Source organism: Novosphingobium sp. PhB55 (genome assembly GCF_004368805.1).
Lineage (GTDB): Bacteria > Pseudomonadota > Alphaproteobacteria > Sphingomonadales > Sphingomonadaceae > Novosphingobium.
In genome coordinates this window covers 138,718-158,330 of record NZ_SODQ01000004.1, presented here as the reverse complement: position 1 = coordinate 158,330, position 19,613 = coordinate 138,718, and the positions used below count along the sequence as shown (strand labels likewise).

At 67.4% G+C, this 19,613-nt stretch carries 14 protein-coding genes; 3 read left to right on the top strand and 11 right to left on the bottom strand.

The features are described from left to right. The first annotated feature begins 12 nt into the window (after positions 1–12). Genes EDF57_RS10970 through EDF57_RS10960 form a run of 3 tightly spaced genes read left to right on the top strand, consistent with a single transcriptional unit; the run spans position 13 to position 2,413 of the window. Positions 13–1,206, top strand: a complete 1,194-nt coding sequence (locus tag EDF57_RS10970; RefSeq protein ID WP_134094262.1) for an aromatic ring-hydroxylating dioxygenase subunit alpha — start codon at positions 13–15, stop codon at positions 1,204–1,206. Then, a complete protein-coding gene (locus EDF57_RS10965) occupies positions 1,203–1,568 on the top strand; it encodes a hypothetical protein (protein WP_134094261.1) in 366 nt (121 codons plus the stop codon). Before EDF57_RS10970 ends, EDF57_RS10965 begins: the two co-directional genes overlap by 4 nt. After that, complete coding sequence (locus tag EDF57_RS10960; protein ID WP_134094260.1) at positions 1,556–2,413, top strand: SDR family oxidoreductase; 858 nt, start codon at positions 1,556–1,558, stop codon at positions 2,411–2,413. Before EDF57_RS10965 ends, EDF57_RS10960 begins: the two co-directional genes overlap by 13 nt. Here EDF57_RS10960 and EDF57_RS10955 read toward each other — a convergent pair. The 11 genes from EDF57_RS10955 to EDF57_RS10905 all read right to left on the bottom strand — a co-directional run bounded on the left by EDF57_RS10955 (position 2,410) and on the right by EDF57_RS10905 (position 19,598). After that, positions 2,410–4,290: a hypothetical protein gene (locus EDF57_RS10955; RefSeq protein ID WP_134094259.1), complete on the bottom strand. Its 1,881-nt coding sequence runs from the start codon at positions 4,288–4,290 to the stop codon at positions 2,410–2,412. The two genes, EDF57_RS10960 and EDF57_RS10955, sit on opposite strands and share 4 nt — an antisense overlap. Next, a complete protein-coding gene (locus EDF57_RS10950; protein ID WP_208324845.1) occupies positions 4,290–5,372 on the bottom strand; it encodes a chemotaxis response regulator protein-glutamate methylesterase in 1,083 nt (360 codons plus the stop codon). The genes EDF57_RS10955 and EDF57_RS10950 overlap by 1 nt, the downstream gene beginning before the upstream one ends. Before the next feature lie 10 nt (positions 5,373–5,382). Continuing rightward, entirely contained in the window at positions 5,383–6,195 is an 813-nt protein-coding gene (locus EDF57_RS10945; RefSeq protein WP_134094542.1) for a protein-glutamate O-methyltransferase CheR, read from the bottom strand. 130 nt (positions 6,196–6,325) lie between these two features. Beyond that, the gene (locus EDF57_RS10940) at positions 6,326–6,799 is read right to left on the bottom strand and encodes a chemotaxis protein CheW (RefSeq protein WP_132267019.1); all 474 of its coding nucleotides are present in this window, start codon (positions 6,797–6,799) and stop codon (positions 6,326–6,328) included. After that, positions 6,796–8,601, bottom strand: coding sequence for a methyl-accepting chemotaxis protein (locus EDF57_RS10935; RefSeq protein ID WP_134094257.1), 1,806 nt, complete (start codon positions 8,599–8,601; stop codon positions 6,796–6,798). The genes EDF57_RS10940 and EDF57_RS10935 overlap by 4 nt, the downstream gene beginning before the upstream one ends. A gap of 71 nt (positions 8,602–8,672) precedes the next feature. Then, positions 8,673–10,361: a methyl-accepting chemotaxis protein gene (locus tag EDF57_RS10930; protein ID WP_134094256.1), complete on the bottom strand. Its 1,689-nt coding sequence runs from the start codon at positions 10,359–10,361 to the stop codon at positions 8,673–8,675. Between the two features lie 53 nt (positions 10,362–10,414). After that, on the bottom strand, positions 10,415–10,942 hold the full coding sequence (locus tag EDF57_RS10925; protein ID WP_132267025.1) for a chemotaxis protein CheW: 528 nt from the start codon (positions 10,940–10,942) through the stop codon (positions 10,415–10,417). 6 nt (positions 10,943–10,948) lie between these two features. Then, positions 10,949–12,976 carry a chemotaxis protein CheA gene (locus tag EDF57_RS10920; RefSeq protein ID WP_134094255.1) on the bottom strand — a complete coding sequence of 676 codons (2,028 nt, stop codon included), beginning with the start codon at positions 12,974–12,976 and terminating at the stop codon, positions 10,949–10,951. Continuing rightward, positions 12,973–13,341, bottom strand: coding sequence for a response regulator (locus EDF57_RS10915; protein ID WP_086492540.1), 369 nt, complete (start codon positions 13,339–13,341; stop codon positions 12,973–12,975). Before EDF57_RS10915 ends, EDF57_RS10920 begins: the two co-directional genes overlap by 4 nt. Further along, positions 13,338–13,772, bottom strand: coding sequence for an STAS domain-containing protein (locus EDF57_RS10910; RefSeq protein ID WP_243841006.1), 435 nt, complete (start codon positions 13,770–13,772; stop codon positions 13,338–13,340). Before EDF57_RS10910 ends, EDF57_RS10915 begins: the two co-directional genes overlap by 4 nt. A 159-nt stretch (positions 13,773–13,931) precedes the next feature. Continuing rightward, positions 13,932–19,598 (bottom strand): autotransporter outer membrane beta-barrel domain-containing protein, encoded by a 5,667-nt coding sequence (locus tag EDF57_RS10905; RefSeq protein ID WP_134094254.1) that lies wholly within the window; start codon positions 19,596–19,598, stop codon positions 13,932–13,934. Positions 19,599–19,613: the final 15 nt, after the last annotated feature.

Sequence of the window (19,613 nt, the reverse complement as noted above, 5' to 3'; positions counted from 1 at the left end):
GAGGATCGCTCCGTGCCTGACGCCGCTTCGAGTTTTCAGCGCATCCCGCCCGATGAACTGGCATGGCTGGGCACCGGGCCGATCCCGGCGCGGGCCTATCACGATCCCGCCTACTTCGAGCTGGAACGCCAGGCGGTGTTCCTCAAGAGCTGGATCCATGTGGCGCATGTCTGCGAATTGCCGGAACCGGGCTGCTTCGTGCGCCGCGATCTGGAATTTGCGAGAGCTTCCCTCCTGATCGCGCGCGGCAGGGACGGCGTGCTGCGGGCTTTCCACAATGTCTGCACGCATCGCGGGACGCAGCTGGTGGAGGAGGCGTCGGGCCGCCAGTCGAAATTCACCTGCCCCTACCATATGTGGACTTACGGAACCGACGGCGCGCTGCTGTCCGCGCCGGACTTCGAGGCATTCCATCTCGACAAACCCGCCTGCGCGCTTCCCCAGGTCGCGCTTCAGGAATGCGGCGGCATGCTCTTCGTCAATTTCGATCCGGATGCGCCGCCCCTGCGCGCATGGCTCGGCGCCTATGCCGAACGGCTGGAGCAGATGCCGGCGGCGCGGGCCACGACCTTCAGCCAATACTCCTACGAGATCGACGCCAACTGGAAGCTGACGTACGACAACTTCCAGGAAAACTACCACTTGCGGTTCATCCACCCCCGCTCCGGCGGCGCCGGGATCGGCGGCGACAATCCCTTCGGATACCCGGCCAGCCTGGGCTTCGACGGTCCGCACCGCACCCAGCGTATCTGGTCCAACCCCGCGCCGGATCTCAAGCCCTTCCAGCGCGCCGCCGCGATGCGGGGCCTTCCCGCCGTGGCCGAACAGGGCTTGCTCGACCTGCCCTTCGGTCGCGACTACCTGGCGTTCTTCCCCAACCTCTTCGTCATCGGCACGCCCACGCAGCCCTTCTCGCACACGGTCTACCCGATCTCGGCCGAGCGCTCCCGCGGCGTCGTGCGGCTCTACTGGGTGGGCGAGGACGGGAACGCCAGCACCCGCTTCGCCCGCGAATATGCCCTGGCGCAATTGCGCGACATCCACTGCGAGGACATCGCGATGATCGAACGCGGGCAGAAGGGCCTGGCCAGCGGTGCGCTGGACCATATCCATTTCCAGAGCATGGAAGCGCTCTGCCGCCATCTCTTCAATGAAGTGGACTCCCGCGTCCAGGCCCACGCCAGTTCGCTGGGAGAGAGGCCATGAACCAGGCGTCAACCCTGCCCGACGGCTTCTCCGCGCTGGAGCCGTTCGTTGCGCAATGGGGCTTGTCCGGCACCGCGAGGCGGGCGGCGCAGCGCACGGCATCGAGCCCGGAGGCCCGCGAAGCCTTCTTCGAGGCGGCAAGCCCGCTGCTGGAGGCCGCGCTCACCTGGCTCGACGACCGGGACCTCGCCACGCTGCCCCCCGCCGGGCGGCGGTTGATGGACCTGATGCTGTCGCTCGGCCATGTCGCCCTGGCGGTGGAAATCCAGGGACCGGACGAAGTAAAAAGTGCCGTCTGGCGAGACCGGATGCGGATCGATCGCTCCACGGCGGATCAGGGGATTTCATCATGTTCGAACTGAGCGGCAAGACGATCTTCATCACCGGCGGCGGTGGCGGCATCGGCGGCGGAATGGCCCGGGCCTTCGCCGAACGCGGCGCCCGTATCGTGCTGGCCGACCTGAGCCCGGACTTCGCGCAGGAAGAAGCGGAAACGCTGCCACCGGGCTCCGAAGTCCTAATCGTGAAGCTGGACGTCCGCCATCCCGATAGCTGGCAAAGGGCCAAGGACGCCGTGGCAAAGCGCTTCGGGGAGGTCGACGTGCTCTGCAACAACGCCGGCATCTCCACGGGCTTCGGCCCGTTGCTGGACGTGACCCCGGATGCCTTCGAGAATGTCATGGCGATCAACGTCGCCGGGGTCTTCCATGGCATCAGGACCTTTGCGCCGGAAATGGTGGCCCGGCGCGCGGGGCATATCGTCAATACCTCGTCGATGAACGGTCTCACGCCATTCGGCAGTTTCGCGGCCTATTCGGCCAGCAAGTTCGCCGTACTGGGGCTGTCGGACGCGCTGCGTGAGGAACTGGCGCCGGCCGGCGTCGGGGTCTCCACCCTGTTCCCCGGCCTCACGCGCAGCCGGATGGCGCAGCACGATGCGGCCGCCAGCGCCGCCGACGATCCCGAACGCGCCGCGATGATCGAGGCCAACATGATGGATCCGCTCTGGCTTGGCCGGGCCGTGGTGAAAGCCGTACAGAACGACGAGGCCTATATCGTCACGCACCCCGCCTATCGCGACAGCCTGGCCGCGCGCCAGCAGCGCATCCTCGCGGCCTTCGGCGATCCCGCGCAGCCGGACTACCGCCACGGCGCCTCCGCGACCCGTACCCCGGCAGCGGCCAGCTCTGGGATCGGCAGTTCCTAGAACAGACCGTCGTCGAAATCGTCGTCATCGAGGGCGAGGTCGAACGGATCGGCGGCAGGGGCCGTATCCGCCACGCCGCCCGGCTGGAAGGCGCGGTGTATTTCGCGCTCACGGGCCATCGTATAGCGCGATCCGATCGCGCCCAGCAGCTGGCCGAGCGCTTCCGCACCGTCCTCTGGCATGTCGTCCGCCTCCCGGCCGAGCAGGGCAAGCCGCTCTGCAATAGCCGCGAGCGGACCGCCGACCTCGGCCTCGCAATCGATCCTGCCGGTGGTTTCCTCCAGGATGGCGGTCACGGAAACCGCACCCTCATCGAGTTCCGAGAGGCCGGAGCGCATGCGCTCTCCGCCATCGCGGATGCAATCCAGCGATTCCGCCAGTGCCGCCCCGGCGTCGACCGGCGCATCCTCCTCGGAGCCACGAATGACGCCGGCCGCGGCGGTCAGTCCGTCGAAGGACTGCGCGATGCCCAGGGCGATCGTCGCCAGCGTGGCCGCGAAGCCGCGGATCTCGGAAGCGATAACGGCAAGGCCCCGCCCTTCCTCGCCCATGCGGTAGCAGCGCAAGTCCGTGTTCCAGGCCATCTGCTGGACTTCGCCGGTGATGCGGTGGACGGTCGCCAATCGCTGCGCGAGGTTTTCCGCCGTCGTCGAGGCCAGGCTGCTCAGGCGGCTGGAACGGGCATCGGCCTCGCGCAAGCGCTCGGTGACAGTCGCCACTTCGGCCACGCTGCGTTCGAGCCGGTGAAGGAACACGCCCTCACCCCCACCTGCGCCCCGATCTGCGCCCCCATCTGCACCTTCGCCCGAACCGTCATCGGTCTCGCGCAGTTCGAGCAGGCTGGCCGCGCTCGGTCCGATCCCGCGCAGGCTGGTGGCGAGCAGGCGCGATTCCCGCTGGAACGTGTCCAGCGTATCGAGCGTCTGCGCCGAAAGCAGGGCCAGGGCATGATCCGCCACCGTTCCGGCGACCTCTGCGCAAAGTGCGCCCGGCGCGGCCATGAAGGCACTCACATCGTGGAGCCCGTCGGCCAGATGTTCCAGCCTCTGCCGCGTGCTGTCGCCTACCTGCAACGCGCCCAGGGCCGTGCCGACTTGCGCGCGGATATGGCGGGCCACTTCCGCGATCCGCAAGGCCCGTTCCGCCAGCTCCAGCTGATGCTGCTGGAGAGCGACGGCATCGTCGGACAGCTTGCGGGGGATATGCGGTATCACCAGCGCGCATTCGCCGGCCAGCTGGCGTTCGACCTCGAACATCGCCGGCACCGCTTCCGACAGCCAGCCGATCTCCTTCGAAAGACCCTCCATCTCGGTTTCGCCGAGGTCCAGCTTGACGAACATGGTATCGGCGAACCCGGAGAAGTCTCCCGCTCCGGCCGCCGCGACCTTGATGTTGAGGCCGCAGATGCGCAGGAAACTGAGGGTGCGATTGACCTGATCGATCTGGTTGGCCAGCGCCGCGCTGGCGCGCTCGATCGACACCAGCGCCTCCTTCCGCGCGGCCTGGATCGCGGGCAGGCGTGTCAGCCGGTCGGCCGTGCCGCGCATATTGCCCACGGCGGCATCGGCGGCATCGCGCTCGAAGGCATTGGTCACGCTTTCGAGCGCACCGATCAGGCCTTCGACGATCTCGTAGGCACGGGCAAGCGCCGTGCCCGCGGCCACGAAGCGCGCATCGAGGCCGCCCGCGATCCTGGCAATGGCCTCGGCCAGTTCGCCAAGCGAAGCACCGGAAACGACGGGGGCAACCGGGCCATCGGGCGAGAGAACGGCAGGGTTCACGCCCCTGTGGAGATCGGCCTCGGCCGGTTCGTCCAAAGCCGGTTCGGGGAAATAAGCACTATCGGTCATCGGCCAGCCATGTTCTTCCATCGTCATCATCGGTTGGTTGCCGCAAGCAGTTCGCGGGCGATGGCGCCAAGCGGCACCACCCGGTCCGCCGCGCCGCGCGCGATGGCTTCCTTGGGCATGCCGAACACGATCGAACTCGCCTCGTCCTGCGCGAATGTGCGGGCGCCGGCCTGCTTCATTTCCAGCAGGCCCCGCGCGCCGTCGTCGCCCATGCCGGTCATGATGACGCCCACCGCGTTCGATCCGGCCGAGCGCGCGGCGGAGCGGAACAGCACGTCCACCGAAGGGCGATGGCGGGAGACCAGTGGACCGTCCTTGACCGCGACGTGATAGCGCGCGCCCTGCCGCTCCAGCATCAGGTGCTTGCCGCCCGGCGCGATCAGCACATGGCCGCGCAGCACCGGATCGCCGTCCACGGCTTCCTTCACGTCCACTTCGCAAAGGCCGTTGAGACGCTTGGCGAAAGCGCGGGTAAAATTCTCGGGCATGTGCTGGACCACGACGACACCCGGCGCATTGGCGGGGAGCGCCTCCAGCACTTCGCGCAGCGCCTCGGTGCCGCCGGTAGAGGCGCCCAGGCAGACCACCATCTCGGTTGTGCGGCTCATCGCCCGGCCGCTCGGCGGCGGCAGCACGGCATCGGCGGTCAGCTTCTTCTGCGGCGCTTCGGGCTTCGCCTCACGAACGGCAGGCCGGCCGCGAACGCGAGCGCGGGAGGCGCCCTTCACCACGTCGCGGATCTGGAGGTTGTGCTCGGCAAGATGGTCCGCCACGCCGATGCGCGGCTTCAGGATAACATCCACGGCGCCCGCTTCCATCGCCTGGAGCAGCGTTTCGGAACCTTCTTCGGTCAGCGAGGAGCACATGACAACGGGCACCGGACACTGCGACATCAGCTTGCGCAGGAAAGTGATGCCGTCCATGCGCGGCATTTCCACGTCCAGCGTGATGACGTCGGGCACTTCCTCCTGGATGCGCCGCGCGGCGCTGAAGGGATCGGGGGCGGAGCCGATCACCTCGATCTCCGGATCTTCCTGGAGGATCGCGGTCATCGTCTGACGCACGCTGGCGGAATCGTCGATGACGAGAACGCGGATCTTCTTGCCCATGACCATTGCCTCAGCCCTTCCGGAACACGGTATTGGCCACCTGCGTCAGCGGCAGGTCGTGCCCGGTGATCGATTCCGAATGGCCGAGGAACAGATGGCCGCCCGGCTTCAGGCAATCGACCAGCCGCGAGACGACCTGCTTCTGCGTCGGCTTGTCGAAATAGATCAGCACGTTGCGGCAGAACACCAGATGCATGGGCTCACCCACCGGGTAGCAATCGTCCATCAGGTTTAGCCGGGCGAAGCCGATCGCGCTGCGCAGTGCGGGCACCATGCGCACGTCGTTCCGCGCCGGATCGCGCGGGAACATCACATATTTGCGCTGGAGAGTTTCCGGCACCGGATCGACGAGTTCCGCCGGATAGATGCCGGCCCGCGCGGTTTCGAGCACGTCGGTATCGAGATCGGTGGCCAGGATGCCGTAGTCCGGCCCGCCCTGGGTCTCGGCATGATCGTCCAGTACCATGGCCAGGGTATAGGGTTCCGGCCCGGTCGAGCAGGCCGCACTCCAGGCGCGAATCGAACGCACACCGCGCGCGGTCATTTCCGGCAGGATGACCTTGCTCAGGTAGTCGAAATGGCCGGGCTCGCGGAAGAAGTCGGTCTTGTTGGTGGTGACCGCATTGATCAGCGAGAGCCCTTCCTGCGCCAGGTTTTCACCGGCAAAGATGTAGTCGCAGTAGTCGTCCAGCGTGCGCGACCCGCTTGCCCGCTGGCGGCGGCGCAGGCGGCCTTCGAGCATGGTCTTCTTGCTCTCGGGCATCTTGATGCCGGAATATTCGTAGATGTAGGCCGCCAGCCGCGCGAAATTGCGCTTGCTCATCGGGTCGCTGCCATGGTGCCCTGCGGCGAGGGCACTGGACGAAGTGCGATTGGCCAAGGCTGTCGTTTGCGCGGTTGCGGTCATCTGCGCGGCTCCGGAATTCGAATTGAGGGTCAGGCAGCGAAGGACGTCAGGCAGCGAACGACAGGCGCGACGCTTCCTCGGCCGAGAAGATGCGCGGCATGTCCACCAGCACGGTGAAGCCCTCTTCGCGCTTCACCACGCCGCCGATATATTCGGACGGCCAGCGCACGCCGACATCGGGCGCGCCGCCCATCTGGTCCGCCCGGAAGCTGGTGACCTCGATCACCCGGTCCACCACCAGCCCCAGCACCAGCACGCGGTCCTCCAGCGGAATGTCCACCACCAGGATGCGCGTCGCCGGGGTCGGTTCCGTCTGCGGCAGGCCCAGCCGCAGGCGGAAGTCGATCGTGGTCACGCCTTCGCCGCGCATGTCGGTGAGGCCGAGCAGATAGTCCGGCCCGCCCGGAATGCGGAAGGTTTCGCGGTAGTCCAGGATCTCGCGGACCAGTGTCACCGGCACCGCGAAGATCTCCGCTCCCAGGCCGAAGGTAACGGCCTGGATCTCCTGGACGTCGCTCATGCCGCGTGCATCCCGAAGGCGTCGTCGCGGTCGTCCGGCCCGCCCATCGCGAGGTCGAGCGCGAAGCCGTTGGTGCGGGCCTGGCCATTGGCGGCCGCAGGGCGCTTCGCGGGCGCCTTCACCGCCGTCTTGATCGATGCGGAGATCGAGCTTGGCTTGCGGACCGGGGCGGCGGCACGGGGCGCCTTGCCGGCATCGTCGACGCGGAAGTAGGCGATGGAGGCCTGGAGTTCCTCGGCCTGGGCCGCCAGTTCTTCCGACGTTGCGGAAATCTCTTCCGAGGCCCCGGCGTTCTGCTGGGTGACCTGGTCGAGCTGCTGGATCGCCTGGTTGATCTGGCCCGCGCCAATGTCCTGTTCGCGGCAGGCAGCGCTGATTTCCGAGATCAGTTCGGCCGTGCGGCGAATATCGGGCACCAGCTTCGAAAGCATCTCGCCCGCCTCGGTGGCGGCATCGACGGTATTGGACGAAACCGCGCCGATTTCGGCGGCCGCGCCCTGGCTGCGTTCGGCCAGCTTGCGCACTTCCGAAGCGACGACGGCGAAGCCGCGGCCATGTTCGCCCGCGCGCGCTGCCTCGACGGCTGCATTGAGCGCGAGCAGGTCGGTCTGGCGGGCGATTTCCTGCACGATGCCGATCTTCTCGGCGATGGTGCGCATGGCGCCTACCGCACGGTCGACGGCAATGCCGCTGGCTTCGGCGTCCTGGGCCGACTGGCGCGCGATCTTCTCGGTCTGGGCGGCGTTCTCGGCGTTCTGCTTGATGTTGGCCGACATCTCTTCCATCGAGGCCGAGGCCTGCTCTGCCGCAGCGGCCTGCTCGGTCGCGCCCTGCGAGACCTGTTCGGAAGTCGAGGAGAGTTCCTGGCTGCCGCTGGCGACATTGTTGGCCGCCACGGTGGCATCGCCCACCACGCCGCGCAGGCGCTCGATCATGCGGACGAGGGCATGGCCCAGCTTGTCCTGTTCCGACAGGGGCTTGTGGCTGACGGTCAGGTCGCCGTCAGCGATCTTGTCGGCCAGGGCGGCGCTGACGCGCAAGTTCGCGGTCATCTTGTTGACGGTGTCGACAAGGTCCTTGATCTCGTCGTTCGAAGTCACTTCCACGTCGTTGTCGAGGTCGCCGATGGCCACCGCATTGATCGCAGTGCCGACCCGGCCAAGACCGCGCGAGACGATCAGCGAGATCCACACCGCGCCCACGAGCGCGCCGATGAAGGCGACGGCGGCGACGGTCAGCAGCGTGGCGCGTGCCGAGGCATAGAGCGCGTCGGTTTCCTTATCGACCTTCCCCATGTCTTCACGGGCGCGGGCGACGAGGTCCTCGGTCAGCTTGGTGACGCGGTCCAGGGAATCGCGGGCGCTGCCCAGCGCCAGCACGGCGGCTTCGTCGTTCTGACCGGCCCGGGCCATCGCCCTGATGCGGGCGTCCAGCGGCTTGAAGGTCTCGTACGAGCTGCGCATTTCGCGCCAGGCCTGCTTGGTTTCGGCCTGGGCATTCGCCTCGCCTTCTTCCAGCAGCCGATCGAATTCGGTCATCGAGCGGCTGGCCTTGTCGTCGAATTCCTTCACCAGCTCCGGATCGTTCGTCATCGTCATGTTGCGCTCGTTGCGCGCCAGCGTGCCGAACACGACCTGGACCTGCTGCGCGCGGTCGAGGCGGGCGGCCGGGCCGCTGATGAGGTCGGTGATGGCAGTGTTGAGCGTGCCGAGGCGCGTCAGGCTGACGCCGACGACGACTGCAAGCAGGATCAGGATGATGGCGAAGGTCACGCCCAGTTTCATCTTTATGGTAGCGCGCATGGCAATGGGAATCCTGGAAGGCGGATTGGGGGGAAAGTCGGTAATCTGAAGTGGGTTGGTCGGCGGGGCCGTCAGGCCGCGTGGGTGCTGAACGCCTCGTCCTCGCTGTCGGGACCGCCGGTGGAGAGATCGAGCGCAAAGCCGCGGGCGCGGGCCTGCTGGTCGGCCACCGAAAGCGCGCGCGGCGGCCGGGCCGGTGCCCTGCGCGGCACGGCCGCCGCCTGGACCGCCTGACGGACCGCCACCGGCGCGGCCTTGCGGCGATTGACGTGATCGGAGACGCGGAAGTAAGCGATCGAAGCCTGAAGCTCCTCGGCCTGCGCGGCCAGTTCCTCGGAAGTCGTGGAGATCTGCTCGGAAGCGCCGGCGTTCTGCTGGGTCACCTGGTCGAGCTGCTGGATCGCCTCGTTGATCTGGGAGGCGCCGATATCCTGTTCGCGGCAGGCGACGCTGATTTCAGAGACCAGTTCGGCCGTGCGGCGAATGTCGGGCACCAGCTTGGAAAGCATCTCGCCCGCCTCGGCCGCTGCCTGCACGGTCTCGGTGGAAACCGCGCCGATCTCGGCTGCCGCGTGCTGGCTGCGTTCGGCCAGCTTGCGCACTTCGGATGCGACCACGGCAAAGCCCCGGCCATGCTCACCGGCACGCGCCGCTTCCACGGCCGCGTTGAGCGCCAGAAGGTCGGTCTGACGGGCGATTTCCTGAACGATGCCGATCTTCTCGGCAATCGTGCGCATGGCGCCGACCGCACGGTTCACGGCAACGCCGCTGCTTTCCGCATCCTTGGAGGACTGACGCGCGATCTTCTCGGTCTGCGCGGCATTGTCGGCGTTCTGCTTGATGTTGGCGGCCATCTCTTCCATCGAGGCCGAAGCCTGCTCGGCAGCGGCGGCCTGTTCGGTGGCGCCTTGCGAGACCTGCTCGGAATTGGCCGAAAGCTCCTGGCTTCCCGCCGACACGTTCTCGGCAGCCACAGTGGCATCCCCGACCACGCCGCGCAGGCGCTCGATCATGGTGTTCACATGGCCCAGCAGGTCGCCGATCTCGTCGTTGGACCTGACTTCCGCGGTGCGGGTAAGGTCACCGTCGGCCACCTGGCGCATCGCATCGCCGGCCGCCTTCAGTCCGCGCGAGATCACCAGTCCCAGATAGGCCGCGGCGATCACGGTGATCAGCACGGCTGCAAGCCCCATGCCGATCATCAGCGAACGGGCCGCGCCATAGGTCACTTCGGTGTCGTCGTCGGCCTTCGCCATCGTCCGCTGCTCGACCTGGACCAGGCCTTCGACGGTCTTGGTCACGGCCTGGACCCGATCGCGCGATTCGCCCATGGTCAGCGCAGCGGCGGCAGCCTTGTCGCGGCTGCTGAGGTCGCTCACCTGCTGGTTCACCGGCTTGAACGCGGTCCACTGCTCGCGAAGCTGCGCCCAGGCGCTGCGCGTCTCGCCCGAGGCGGCGGTATTGCCCTGTTCCACTTCCTGGTCGACCCGGTCTCGCGTGGCGGCGATGCGCGTTTCCAGTTCGCGGCGCTCCACCGCATCCTCGGTGAGGACCAGGTTCTTCTCGGCGCGCACCATCATGCTCACGCCGCTGTCGATGGCGCGGGCGCGGTCGAGCTGCCGCGCGGGGCCTGTCACCAGGTTGCCGACAGCGTCGTTAAGCGTGGTGAGGCGGGAAACGCCGACCACGATAGTCGCCGTCATGATGATCAGCAGGAGCCCGAAGGTCCCCCAAAGCTTCAGCTTGATGGTTGCGCGCATGGTGGCTCCGCGGTTTGTCGGCGCGGCCGATCGGCTCGGTTGATCGGCTGGGCTCAATGGACGGTGGACGGCTGGCTGGCGGCATCGGTGCCGCCGACCAGCGAGTGGAAAATCGCGGCCAGATCGGGCAGGACGACCACGCCGTCCTGCCGGCGAACCAGCTCGCGAACGAAATCGCGGCGCCAGCGCATGCCGACGGCGGGCGGTTCCTCGCTGGCGGCGCGCTGCAGCGTCGCCACTTCGTGAACCTTGTCGGTGCGAATGCCGATCTGGAACGTTTCGCCCCCGGCATCCGTCTCGACTTGCGTCTCGATCACGACGATGCGGCTGTCGACGGTCGCTTCGGCGGCCGGCATGGCGAAGGCCAGCCGAAGGTCGGCGATCGGGATGATCTTGCCGCGAAAGTTGACGACACTGCCCAGCAGCGGCGCCGCGCCGGGGACGCGGGTTTCCGGCAGAAGGTCCAGGATTTCGCGGACCAGCGTGGCTTCCAGCGCGAAAGTCTCAGCGCCCAGATTGAAGGTCAACACTTCGAGATTGCCCTCGGCATCCCACTGCGTGGCGGTTGGTTGTGCGCTCATGAGTGCTTATCCGGCGGCGCGAAGCCGCTCCTCCTGGTTCTGGCCGAGCATGACGAGCTGCGCGACGTCGAGGATCAGCGCGACACCGCCGTCGCCCAGGATCGTGGCGCCCGCGAACGTCGCCACGTCGCGGTGCAGCGGCGACATGGATTTGATGACCGTCTGGTGGCTGCCGATGATCTGATCCACCACCAGCCCGACACGCTCGGTGCCGGTGGCGATGACGACGATCTTCTGGTGCGGATCGGGCCGCGTGCCGGTGTCGAAGATCTCGCGCAGGCGCAGGAACGGCACCAGCCGGTCGCGCAAGGTAATGAAGCTGCGACCGCGCGAGCGCAGGTCTTCCTCAAGACTGAGTTCGAGGCATTCCTCCACCGCGCCCAGCGGGATCACGTAGCGGCCCTCGCCCACGCGGACGAGCAGCCCGTCGATGATCGCCAGCGTCAGCGGAATGCGCAGCACCACGGTGGAACCCTCGCCGGGCGCCGAGGTGATGTCGATGGCGCCGCGCAGGCTCTCGATCGTGCGCTTCACCACGTCCATGCCGACGCCGCGCCCCGAAAGGTTCGTCACTTGCGCCGCCGTGGAGAAGCCCGGGTGGAAGATCATCTGCAACAGATCGTGATCGGACACCTGCTGGCCGGGCTGGATCAGCCCTTGCGTTTCCGCCTTGGCGCGCACGCGGGCGCGGTCGATACCGCGTCCATCGTCGCGGATGGTGATGAGCACTTCGCCGCCCGCCTGATGGGCGGAAAGGCGAACCTGTCCGGCCGCAGGCTTGCCGGCGGCAAGGCGATCCTCGGGGGTTTCCAGCCCGTGATCGCAGGCGTTGCGGATCAGGTGGACCATCGGATCGGCCAGACGCTCGATCATGGTCTTGTCGACTTCGGTGGTCTCGCCTTCGGTCGAAAGCTCGATGGTCTTGCCGGTTTCGCGCGCAAGATCGTGCACCAGGCGGCGGAAGCGGCTGAACAGGCTGGCAACGGGCACCATGCGCAGCACCATCATGGTATCGCGCAATTCACCGGCAAGCCGTTCGATTTCCTCGGAAATCGAGCGAAGCGCCAGTTCGTTGCCGACGGCCGAACCCTGCCCGCTGGCAAGCTGCGACAAGCGGCTCTGCACGATCACGAGTTCGCCCACGCGGTCCATCAGCTCGTCCAGCCGCTCGGCCGGAACCCGCACGCTTTCGCCAGCGGGCTTGGTGCTCGGGTTGGCGCTCGGGTTGCCGGCGGCACGGTTGGCGGGACCGTCCTGCGCGGTGGCAGGCGCCTCCACGACAGGCATTTCCTCGGCGATTTCGGGCGCAGCCTCGGCGCCCTCGTCACCAAGCGGCTCGACGGTCAGTTCCATGTCGTCCATCACGAAGATGAAGACGTCGTCGATATCGTCACGCGAGATGTCGCCGCGCAGTTCGACGTCCCAGCCGATGTGGCATTCGGTCGGAACCAGTTCGGCAAGTGGCGGCACCGTATCGGTGCGCGCGACGATCTTGCATTCACCCAGTTCGCGCAGCTCGTCGAGCAGCATCAACGGGTTGGTGCCATTCGCCATGGCGTCGGCGGGGAGCCGGAAGAACAGGCGCCAGCCGCCGCACGCGACCTGCTTCGGTTGCGCCGTCGGCGCGGCAGAAGCAGCAGGAACGGATGTCTCGCCCCCGGCCCCGTCGATCGCCGCCTGAAGCTGCTGCAGGATTGCCGCACCAGCGTTTTCCAGCCCGGTGCCGTCGCCCTCGATCAGCGCGCGCATGTGATCGCGCGCGGAGAGGATCACCGCCACCAGTTCCTGCGTCGCCGGGGCCAGCCCCTTGCGCACGCGGTCGAACGCGGTTTCGCAGTGGTGGGTGAAATCGGCCAGCGCGTCGAAGCCGAACATCGCGCCGGATCCCTTGAGCGTATGCAGCCCCCGGAACACTTCATCGATCAGCGCGCGGTCGTCCAGCCGGTGACCCAGGTCGAGCAAGCCGTGCTCGATCTGGTCCAGCAGTTCGCCCGCCTCGACGCGGAACGCCGCGACCGGGTCCTGCGTGCTCACCGGCCCAGCACCTTGCGCGAAACCTTGATCAGCTGTTCGGGCACGAAGGGCTTCACCAGCCACCCGGTGGCGCCGGCCGCCTTGGCCTGCTGCTTCATGGCATCGTCGCTTTCGGTGGTGAGGAAGATGATCGGCACGCCGGCCTGTTCGGGCGCCTTGCGCAGTTCGCGGATCATCGTTAGCCCGTCCATGTTGGGCATGTTGAGATCGGTGATGATCAGGTCGAACCGCTTTGCGCCCGCTGCGGCAAGGCCTTCCACGCCATCGCCGGCTTCGGTGACATCATAGCCCGCGCCGGTCAGCGCGATGCGGATCGCCATGCGCAAGCTGGGGGAATCGTCGACAGTGAGGATAGAGGCAGTCATTGCGGCAGTTCTCCGTGGAACCAGAATTCGATGTCCGGGGGGGTGAGGTCCGTCAGGAAGCCCGCGCGCTGGAGCAGAGCGACTACGGCGCCGCTGGCGGGCTGCGTCAGCCGCAGATCGCGGCCCGCACGCGCCCGTTGTCCGCGGGCAGAGTAAATAATCTCGATGAAAGCAAGATCAACTTCGGCCAGTGAAGACAGATCAAGATCGACGTCCTGATCTTCTTCAAGCTTCGCGCGGAGAACTGCCACGAATTGGTGAGCGGATCGAACCGTCACCGAATCCGGAACTACCATGGCGTGGCGCATCACTTCCTCTGGGATTTCGCCAAATGCGTGAACCGCTTCGGCGCGAACGGGGGGATGCTTTGTTTTTAGAGGAAATCCGGCACAAATGGACTTTCCCAGCCGATTTTTTTCGCCTGAAGCCACAACGAAGCCTGGCCGTAATGCTTCCCGAACACATCCCTTCGTGCGTGGCCGACGGCGATACCGGCCGACATGAAAAAAGGGGCCGACGCACCCCAGCGCGCCGGCCCCCTATCTTGCGGATCGCCCTCTATCAGGAGACGGCGCTTCGCGTTTCCATGCTTACCAGCGGATCGAAACACCCGCGCGGCCGGCGATGCCGCTGGTGCCGGAACCGGTCACACCTTCCACCTTGGCGAAGGCGGAAAGCCCCTGCGAGGCGCCCTGAATGCCGGCCTCCCAACGTGCACGTCCGCCTTCCGAAGCATCGCGGAAGTAGAGATCCTGACCGCCCGAAGACAGCGTGGCGCCCGGTCGGCCATTCATCTCGCCTTCCCAGTTCACGCCCAGATAGGGCTGGAGCGCCCAGTCGCCCGAGTGGGTTTCCACGCCTGCACGCATGCCTGCCCGGCCGTAGAAGCTCTGGACATGGTCGAACTTCGCGCCGACGCCGCCCGCTGCGGCAAAGCCGTCGAGGTCTGCGTCAGACCACGAAGCGCTGGCGGAAGGCTCGAAGAACACGCTGCCGGTGCGGATGTGATATCCGGCCTCGATTTCGACGCCGTAGCTGGTGCCGTTCGAATTGGGTGCGCTGGCGCCGTTGCCGAGGTCGTACTTGAGCGAATAACGGTCGAGCTTGGCCAGGGCGTGGGCGAAGAGCCCGTCAGCACTGCGGTAGCGGGCGTAGAGGCCAAGGTTGCCGCCGTCGAGCTTGATGCGGTCGCCAGTCGACTTGACCTTGCCTTCCTGCGAGACGGAACCGCCGGTCACGCCGACGGACCAATCGCCACCACGGCCCCAGTCGAGGCCGAACTGACCACCCCACCAGCTGTCGCGCACGTCGAGATTGGGCGCGAAGCTCGTGGCCGTGCCCAGCACCGTTTCCGAATAGATCGGACGCGAGCGGTTGGTTTCGCTGCCGCCCAGGATCTGGCCCCAGAGCGCCATGCCATCATGCGGCGCGGTGGCGCGCATCTGGTCCGACCAGGCATCACCCGAACGACGCCAGTAGTGGCGCACTTCGGCGCCGGTACGGACGAGTTCGAAGGCCTGCGTGCTGGGCACGCCGACGAGATCGAGGTTGCCGTCCGCATCGGTCAGAAGCTGGTAGTCGACGAAGCCCTTGTTGACCGCGCCGCCTTCGAGGACGAAGGCCCCGGTAGCGACCGAAGCCGCGTTCACCAGGCGAATGCCCTCGAAATTGAACTGCGCGCCGGTGGCGCCGCTCAGGTCCTTGATGGCAATCGTCGTGGTGCCCGAAACCGCGCCGACATTGAGCTGATCCGCCGACTGAGCCGCATTGGCGCCCACTGCACTGGCGCCGAGGTTGGCTTCCAGCACGACACGCGAATTGCCGCTGCCCACGAAGGCCGCGTTGCCCAGATCGAGCACGTCACCGGTGTGACCGTTGACGAGGCTGATCGTGCCCGAATTGCGCAAGGTGGTGAGACCGGTGATCTTCATCGTGGCAGCCGCGGCGGCCGCCGGATTGATGTTGATCGTGCCGCCGTTGACCAGCGTGGCGTTGCCGGCAAACGCAGTGTCCCCGCCGAAGGCGTTCCAGGTGCCGCTGTTGGTCAGCGTGGTCGAGACGGTTTCGAAGGTCATGTAGCCGTTGATCGTGCCCGAGTTGGTCAGCGTGGCGACGCCGCCCGAAAGGGCAACGGCGTGGTTGCTGCCAGCCCCCACCGTGCCCGCGAGCAGGACATCCTGGCCGCCATCGGCGTCCGAGGACAGGCCGAAAGTCGCACCATGAAGCGTGCCGCCACTGGCCAGCGTTACCTTGGCGCTGCCGCCGGTAACGATGGCAAGGCCCGCGCCGGTTGCAGAGTCGATCTTGCCGCCCGCCAGAGCCGCCGAGATGTCGCCGCTGGAGGAGGTCAGTTCGATGGCATTCCCGGAAGCCGTCACCGTCCTGGCCGCCAGACCGATTACGCCGCTGCCGGTCGTCGCGGCGATACCGCGCGAACCGTTCCCGCTGGCGATGACGCTCTGCACCGTCAGTGTTTGGGCGCCCGTGCCGGTCTGGACTGAAATGCCATCCGAACCCGCGCCCGTGGTCGTCACGGCCGCGCTGTCGAGGACGATCGATCCGCTGCCGCTGGCTGTTGCCGCGATACCTGCGGCATTGACGCCGGTGGTCGAGATGGTGCCGAGGTTGGTCAGCGTGCCCGTGCCTTCGACGACGGTGAGCGTGACGCCATTGGCATTGGCACCCTGCGTGGAGACGCCGTTCGTCACGGTGGCAGCAAGGGCGACCCGGGCCTGGGCCGGAGCGGCGCTCTTGCCCAGGGTCAACGAGACATTGCCCGACTGCCCAGCCTGCACGGTGACGCCCGCCGCATCGGCGCCGGTCGTGACTACCGAAGCGAGGCTGGCAGCGATGTCGCCGCTGGAACCGGCGCCGGTCTGGGCGAGGTTCACGCCGGTTACGCCGTCGCCCGACGTCTGGACATCGGCCAGCGAAACCGAGATCGCGCCGTCGGTGCCGGTACCTTCGACCGAGACGCCGAAACCGCCCGTGCCCGAAGCGACGATCGAACCGGCATCCGCCAGGGTGATCGCGCCGTTACCCGAGAGGCCGACGCCGAGGACGCTGCCGCTACCCGCGATGGCGGCGACATTGCCGAGCGCCACATCCTGCGCGCCGGTGAAGCCGGTGGACTGTACGCCGGTGGCAGCGGTGGCCGCCGAGACGGTCACGTCGCCGAGCGCGTCGATCCCCAGGCCCGCGCCGCTGGCGGCGGAAATGCCGGTGGCATCGGCCGCGCCGCTGGAGACAGAGAGGGGCGCCGGCAGGTCGAGGCTGGCGATGCCGGTGCCATTGGCGAGTACCACGCCCGTGGCGGTGCCCGCGCCGGAGACGGTCAGGCCGCCGCTCAGCACCGCGTCCTGGTCGGCGCCGCCGTCGATCGAGAGACCGAGGGCATCGCCACTGGCGCTCGCAACCGTGACGAGACCGGTTGCAACCAGATCGATTGCGCCGGTGCTGCCCGTAAGGTCGAAGCCGGTGGCCGAGCCATCGGCCGAAACCGTGACCGGGCCGCTCGACGCGACGGATTGCGCGCCGCTGCCGAACAGCGCCAGGCCGGTGGCGCTGCCGCCGGTCGAAGCCGCGTCGTTGGTTACGCTCAGCGCGCCGCCCAGCACAATCTGCGCGTCACCCGTGAGGTTGGCCGAAAGACCCGTGGCATTGCTGCCCGCGGCCGAAACGGTCATGCCCTGGGCCAGCGAGACCGAGGCACTGGCGCCGTCGAGAACGATGCCGCTGGCGGAACCCGCGGCCGCGGTCACATCGAAGGCACCCGCCACGGTGAGGCTTGCGCTATCGCCGGCGCCGGACTGGACGACGCCCAGGACATCGCCGGTGGCCGAGGTCAGCGAGAAGTTGCCGGCCAGATCGATGGACTGGGTCGTGCCCGCGAACTGGAAGAGGCCCTGCTGAAGGTTGGTCCCGGTGAAATCACCCCCAACGGACAGCGATACCGGTCCGCTGGCATTGACCTGGAGCGCGCCGACGCCTGCAGTCGCCCCGGACAGTGTGACATCGCCATCGAAGCGCGCCACTTGCGCGGTGCCGCCCAGCATATATCCGCCGATGGCCAGGCCGCTTTCGGAAGTCACCACGAAGTCCTGTGCCGAGACCAGCGACAGCGCGCCGCTGCCCGCCACGAAAGCGCCGCCGGCACCGAGCTTGCCCTGGACGTTCAGCCCCTTTGCAAGCTCGACGCTGACGTCACCGTCGCCCCGCGCCTGCAGACCGACAGCAGTATCATCGGTGCTTGTGACCTGAACAGTGTCGGCGGCGTCGATCGAGATGGTCCCGAGGATATCCTGAATATCGATACCCCGCGTCGCACCCGCGCCCGAAACGGTCAGTGCGCCGTCCATCGCAAGCGCCAGGCTGGCACCGTCACTGACGCGGATGCCGTCTGTTTCGCCCGTGCCGCCAGCGACAGTCAGAGCGCCATTGCTGGTCACGGCCAGCGCGCCGCTACCGCCGCTGAGGCGGATGCCGGTTGCATCGGTTCCGCCGGTCACCGTCGCGCCCGAAGCGAGCGAAACGGTCTGGTCGGTGCCGCCGTACAGGCTGGCGCCCGTGGCCGCACCCGCACCGGTAACCTGAAGGGCGCCGGTGAGCGTCACGCTCTGGCTGGTACCATCGCTGACGGTCACGCCGAAGGCGTCGCCGGTGCCGCCATCGATGATGAGCGCACCGTTGCTGGTCACGGCCAGCAGGCCGCTGCCGCCTTCGAGACCGATGCCGGTCGCGCCTGCCGAACCCGTGACGGTCGCGCCATGATCCAGCGTGACGATCTGGTCGGTGCCGTCAGCCAGAGTGATGCCGGTGGCCGATCCTGCCGTATTGGTGACGCGGAAGGTGTCGCCGATCTGCACGTTCTGCGCAGCAGTCGCGCCCGAAGTGGCAATGCCGATGGCCTCGCCGCCCGCTGCGGAGACCGCGAACGTCGCGCCGCTGCCGTTGCCGGGAATCACCGAGATGTCGACCGAACTGCCGCCGGCCACGTCAATCCCGGTCGCGCCGGCACCCGTGCTGGTAGCCAAGAGGCGCGCGCCGGTGAAGTCGACCGAAACGGCATCCGTCGCGCCGCTCAGGGCTACGCCCAGGGCCTGGCCTCCCGCATTGACGTTCACGTCGCCCGCATCGGCCGTGCCGCCCACGGTGGCGGGGGTGAAAGCGACGCTCTGGGTCGTGCCGCCCGCGACCGAGACTCCGGTGGCAGAGTTGGATCCGGTGACCTCCACGGTCTGGCCGGTGCCGACAACGCTGACCGCGCCGGTCGCCCCGGTGACCTGGAAGCCCGTGGCATCGACGCCGGAGACCGTGAAAGCGCTCGCGGCGCTGGTGCGCGTGGCCGCCAGGGCGACATCGCTGCGATCCGCAGCCGACATGCCGACAGCCAAGCCGTTCTGCGACGTGACGGAAAGCGCGCCGGTATTGGTCACCACCGTCGTGCCGGCCGTCCCATTGCCCACCGCGCCAAGACCGGTTGCCTTGCCAGACCCGGACGTCACGGCGAGGCTGCCGTTGTTGGCGAGGACGAGGTTCCCTGCGCTAGCGGGTGTGCCGATGCCCAGTGCATCGCCGTCCGTGTTCGTGACGGTGACGCTGTTGGCGTTGGTCAGCGTGATCGTACCGCCGCCAAGCCCCATGCCGCCGATACCGTAAGCAGTCGAGCCGGCCGCGCCTATCGCGTCCACCCTGACGGTACCCTGGTTGACCGCGCTGCCGGTCTGCCCGGTAACGGCGAGACCGGCGGCACCGATACTGGCCGAGGGCTGCGTGACGGTGATCTTGCCGTCGCTGGCGTTGACAATCGATGCCGTGCCGGTGCCGAAAGCGAGTGCCTGGGCGCCGACGAAGCCTGCCGCCACCGTGCCGTGGTTTTCGATGCCGGCACTGCCGGCGCCGGTGGTCTGCGTTTGAAGACCAACCTGCGTCGCGGTGATCTTCGCGCCGTTGCGCGCGCCGATCAGCGCGTCATGGTCGGTGGAGCCGTTGACGTTGACTCCCGTCGTACCGGTGGTCGCGTTGACGACCACGGTTCCGTAGAGATCGACCTTGAGATTGGCCGGGGTACCGTAAGTCGACTGGTCGTATTTGATGCCGTCCTGGAACTGGGTCGAATCCGAAATACACGAAGCGACGTTCGGGTTGGCCGAGGTGTTCGGCACGCCGCACTCGCCGTAGGGAGCCGCGAGGGACACGCCGGGGGCGATCATTACGAGTGTCAGCGCCGAGGCGCCGGCCATGAGCTTGGTCTTCAAGGCAATTCTCCTGTT

Excerpts from the sequence above, each read along its gene's own strand:
- EDF57_RS10960 (WP_134094260.1), top strand. The coding sequence starts at position 1,556 with ATGTTCGAACTGAGCGGCAAGACGATCTTCATCACCGGCGGCGGTGGC.
- EDF57_RS10945 (WP_134094542.1), bottom strand. The coding sequence starts at position 6,195 with ATGAGCAAGCGCAATTTCGCGCGGCTGGCGGCCTACATCTACGAATAT.
- EDF57_RS10925 (WP_132267025.1), bottom strand. The coding sequence starts at position 10,942 with ATGAGCGCACAACCAACCGCCACGCAGTGGGATGCCGAGGGCAATCTC.
- EDF57_RS10950 (WP_208324845.1), bottom strand. The coding sequence starts at position 5,372 with ATGGGCAAGAAGATCCGCGTTCTCGTCATCGACGATTCCGCCAGCGTG.
- EDF57_RS10915 (WP_086492540.1), bottom strand. The coding sequence starts at position 13,341 with ATGACTGCCTCTATCCTCACTGTCGACGATTCCCCCAGCTTGCGCATG.
- EDF57_RS10955 (WP_134094259.1), bottom strand. The coding sequence starts at position 4,290 with ATGACGATGGAAGAACATGGCTGGCCGATGACCGATAGTGCTTATTTC.
- EDF57_RS10940 (WP_132267019.1), bottom strand. The coding sequence starts at position 6,799 with ATGAGCGACGTCCAGGAGATCCAGGCCGTTACCTTCGGCCTGGGAGCG.
- EDF57_RS10930 (WP_134094256.1), bottom strand. The coding sequence starts at position 10,361 with ATGCGCGCAACCATCAAGCTGAAGCTTTGGGGGACCTTCGGGCTCCTG.
- EDF57_RS10965 (WP_134094261.1), top strand. The coding sequence starts at position 1,203 with ATGAACCAGGCGTCAACCCTGCCCGACGGCTTCTCCGCGCTGGAGCCG.
- EDF57_RS10935 (WP_134094257.1), bottom strand. The coding sequence starts at position 8,601 with ATGCGCGCTACCATAAAGATGAAACTGGGCGTGACCTTCGCCATCATC.